The sequence below is a fragment of the Dechloromonas hortensis genome (assembly GCF_009469765.1).
GTDB lineage: Bacteria > Pseudomonadota > Gammaproteobacteria > Burkholderiales > Rhodocyclaceae > Azonexus > Azonexus hortensis.
Genome location: NZ_SSSQ01000030.1, coordinates 1 through 3,623, shown reverse-complemented (window position 1 = coordinate 3,623; position 3,623 = coordinate 1). Strand labels below are relative to the sequence as shown.

Below are 3,623 nucleotides of genomic sequence, written 5' to 3'. Positions count from 1 at the left end.
AGCCTGGAGCTGATCAAGGTCGGCGGCAAATGGCTGATCAACCGGGAAAGCTCGGTGCCTTGTACCGGCAATACCGTTGGCGGGTGTAAAGTGAGCCGATGAAAAAAATCAGCCGCTTCTCTCTTGCCTTGGGCCTCAGCCTTTTCACGATTTCCGGCGGGGCCGTCGCCCAGGAAACGGGCGCACTAGGCCCGACGCTGGACCGGGTGGTGGTGCGCAATGCCGTCTATGTCGGCTATCGCGAAGCGGCGCTGCCCTTTTCCTACCAGCTGCCGGGCCAGGCAGTTCCCGTCGGTTACCTGTGGGAAATCTGCGGCCATGTCGTCAAAACCATGCAGGAGAAAATCGGTAAGGCGGTGCCGCTGGTGCCGGTGGCGGTGACCGACAATGCGCGGGTGATGATGCTGAAAACCGGGATCACCGATCTCGATTGTGGTGGCGCTGCCAGTACCGTGGTTCGCCAGAAGCAGGTCGGTCTGTCTTACACCGTCTATGTCAGCGAGTTGCGGGTTCTGGTTCGCAAAGGCGTGGGTATCGAGCGCTTCGAACAACTGGCCGACAAGCGGGTGGTCGTTCTGAACGGTGGTGTCGCCGACCGGCAAGTCAAGCAGAACGCCCTGACGCGCAACATCAACCTGCAATTGCTGCAGGTCAATACCCCGGCTGAGGCCATGGCCCTGCTCGCCAAGGGCGAGGTCGACGCTTATGTTGGCGACGACGCGATGCTGGCGGCGCAACGGGCGACGCAAAAGGATGGTTATGAGTTGCTGGTCGGCGGCTTGGCGGCCGAGCCTTACGCCATCATGTTGCCGAAGGATGATGCGGTGCTAAAGAAGCTGGTTGATCAAACCTTGCTGAGCCTGATGCAAAGTGGCGAACTGGCGAGAATTTACGATAAGTGGTTCATCAGTCCGATTCCGCCGGCCAACCTCGGTCTCGATCTGCCGATGTCGACGCTGCTCAAGGCGGCCATCCAGGCACCAAACGACAAACCGGTGAACTGACCCGGTTTGGCCAAGGCAAAAGGCCATGCCAGACCGGCATGGCCTTTTTGTATTTTCAGGCTGCCAGGCTGGGGTTCAGCGTGTAGGTGCCGCTCAGCGAGGCTTCGGCGAGCACGTGACCGGCGAGGGCGGTGCGGACTTCCGGGCCGCCAAACTTGCCCTCCAGTGGCAGACTCTCGATGTCCAGCGCGTAGAGGGTGAATATGTAGCGGTGGACGATCTCGTCGTTCCACGGCGGGCAGGGGCCGTCGTAACCGTAGTAGTCGCCGCGCATGTCGTTGTCGCCGGCAAACCAGTCGGTGTAATTGTTGATGCCCTGGCGGCTGCCATGCGGCGCCTGCGGTCCGGGTTTGCCGCGCGGTGAAACTTCCTTGCTGAATTCGCCCTCTTTGATGCCGTCGACCGCAGCAGGCAGATCAATCAGCACCCAGTGGAAGAAATCGACGCGCGGCAGGCCGGCGGGGACGGTGCGGCCTTCCTGGTTTACGTCGTCGCCCTGGCTCGGTACGTCCGGGTCGTAGCAGAGCAGGGCGAAGGATCGGGTGCCGGCCGGGACATCGCTCCAGGCCAGTTGCGGATTGAGATTCTTGCCCAGGCAGACGTGGTGGGCCGGGTCGGCGATGCAAAACGAGAACTCGCCGGGGATTTTCTGTCCGTCAGCGAAGCTGCTACTGGTCAGTTTCATCAATGCGTCTCCTGTCTATTCGGCGGCCCGGCGCTTGAAGTCGCGGGGGCGGAAGCCGAGCACCCATAATGTCGCGAAATAGGCCGTAATGCCAAGCGGAACCAGCCATGAAAGATGGATTGTCCGGCCGAGTAGTCCGCTTTGCAACCAGTCGCTTTCCTTACCCATGCCGAACCACAGCGCCAGGCCCATGACGGCCATCGCCAGGCTCAGTTTCATGATGAAAGCTGGCCAGCCTGGCTGCGGCGTGAAGATGCCCTGCTGGCGCAGGCCACGGTAGAGCATCGCGGCGTTCAGGCAGGCGGCGAGGCCGATCGACAGCGCCAGGCCGGCGTGCTGCAGCCAGCCGATGAAGGCGAGGTTCATCGCCTGCGTCGCGAGCAGCGAGATCAACGCGATCTTGACCGGTGTCCTGACATTCTGGCGGGCGTAAAAGCCGGGAGCCAGCACCTTGACCAGGATCAGGCCGGTCAGACCGACCGAATAGGCAACCAAGGCTTCGCGGGTCCGGAAAACGTCATCGACCGTAAAGGCGCCTTGGAAGAACAGCGTCGCAATCAGCGGCACGGCCAGGATGGCCAAGGCCAGTGCGGCCGGGGCGGCGAGCAGCAAGGTCAGGCGCAGGCCCCAGTCGAGCAGCTTGGAATATTCGACCGGGTTGTCGCGGGCGTGGTAGCGCGACAGCGAAGGGAGCAGGATGGTGCCGAGTGCGGCGCCAAGCATGCCGGAGGGGAATTCCATCAGACGGTCGGCGTAATAGAGCCAGGAGACGCTGCCGGTTTTCAGGAAGGAGGCGAAAACGGTATTGATCAGCAGGCTGATCTGCGACACCGAGACGCCGATCAGGGCCGGCCCCATCAAGGTCAGGATACGGCGGACACCGGGGTCGGCCCAGGCCGCCCGCCAGTTCAGCGACGGGCGCGGCAGCATGGCGATTTTCTTCAGGGCCGGGAACTGGATGGCCAGTTGCAGCAGGCCGCCGATGAAGACCGACCAGGCCAGCACCAGTACCGGCGGGTCGAAATAGGGGGCGGCGAGCAGGGCCATGCCGATGAAGGTGATATTGAGCAGGACTGGCGTGAAGGCGGGCAGCGCGAAGCGGCTCCAGGTATTCAGGATGCCGCCGGAGAGGGCGACCAGCGACATGAACAGGATGTAGGGGAAGGTGATTCGGGTCAGCGTTACCGTCAATTCGAACTTGCCCGGGTCGGCCGCATAGCCTGGGGCCGAGATCCAGACCAGGACGGGGGCGGCGGCGATGCCGAGGGCGGTGATGGCGAACAGCGCCAGCGTCAGCAGGCTGGCGACATGCTCGATCAGGCTCAGGGTTTCGGCATCGCCGCGCTTGTTCTTGTATTCACCGAGAATCGGCACGAAAGCCTGCGAGAAGGCGCCTTCGGCAAACATCCGGCGGAGCAGGTTGGGTAACTTGAAGGCGACGAAAAAGGCATCGGTCGCCAGGCCGGCACCGAAGGCGCGGGCAATGACAAAGTCACGAACAAAGCCAAGGATGCGGGAAAGCAGGGTCATTCCGCTGACAGTGGCCAGCGCGCGCAACAAATTCATAAGAGATGCTCTTGCCTGGAGGGGCGCGAAAAAACAGTGATTCTACGCTGTGCATTTGGCGTTGTCGGGCGGCAAAGACTACTGTACAATCCGCGTCCTTGGTTTGCCGCTGTAGCTCAGTTGGTAGAGCAGCGCATTCGTAATGCGAAGGTCACCAGTTCGATTCCGGTCAGCGGCACCACGCAAATCAAGCAATATTCCCAAGTGCAAGCTTGGGTTGTTTGCTCTCTGGCTAGACTGGCATTGGCCAGTCAGGTCAGGCAACTCCGGTTGTCTGGCCCCGGAGATGATGCGGCAGTAGCTCAGTTGGTAGAGCGATACCTTGCCAAGGTATAGGTCGAGAGTTCGAGACTCTTCTGCCGCTCCAG

Annotated in this window: 3 protein-coding genes and 2 tRNA genes; 3 read left to right on the top strand and 2 right to left on the bottom strand. The window is 61.7% G+C overall.

The genetic code is table 11. The features are described from left to right. The first annotated feature begins 98 nt into the window (after positions 1–98). Positions 99–1,004, top strand: coding sequence for an amino acid ABC transporter substrate-binding protein (locus GH663_RS20840; RefSeq protein ID WP_153133503.1), 906 nt, complete (start codon positions 99–101; stop codon positions 1,002–1,004). Between the two features lie 55 nt (positions 1,005–1,059). On the opposite strand, the gene GH663_RS20835 is transcribed toward GH663_RS20840, so the two are convergent. Continuing rightward, entirely contained in the window at positions 1,060–1,689 is a 630-nt protein-coding gene (locus GH663_RS20835) for a YbhB/YbcL family Raf kinase inhibitor-like protein (RefSeq protein WP_153133502.1), read from the bottom strand. A gap of 15 nt (positions 1,690–1,704) precedes the next feature. Further along, positions 1,705–3,255, bottom strand: coding sequence for a murein biosynthesis integral membrane protein MurJ (murJ, locus tag GH663_RS20830; protein ID WP_153133501.1), 1,551 nt, complete (start codon positions 3,253–3,255; stop codon positions 1,705–1,707). Positions 3,256–3,360: 105 nt separating this feature from the next. Here murJ and GH663_RS20825 point away from each other — a divergent pair. Both GH663_RS20825 and GH663_RS20820 read left to right on the top strand, forming a co-directional pair. Then, positions 3,361–3,436 (top strand) — tRNA-Thr (locus GH663_RS20825). A 110-nt stretch (positions 3,437–3,546) separates the two neighbouring features. Beyond that, a tRNA-Gly gene (locus GH663_RS20820) sits at positions 3,547–3,622 on the top strand. The last annotated feature ends 1 nt before the right edge of the window (position 3,623 follow it).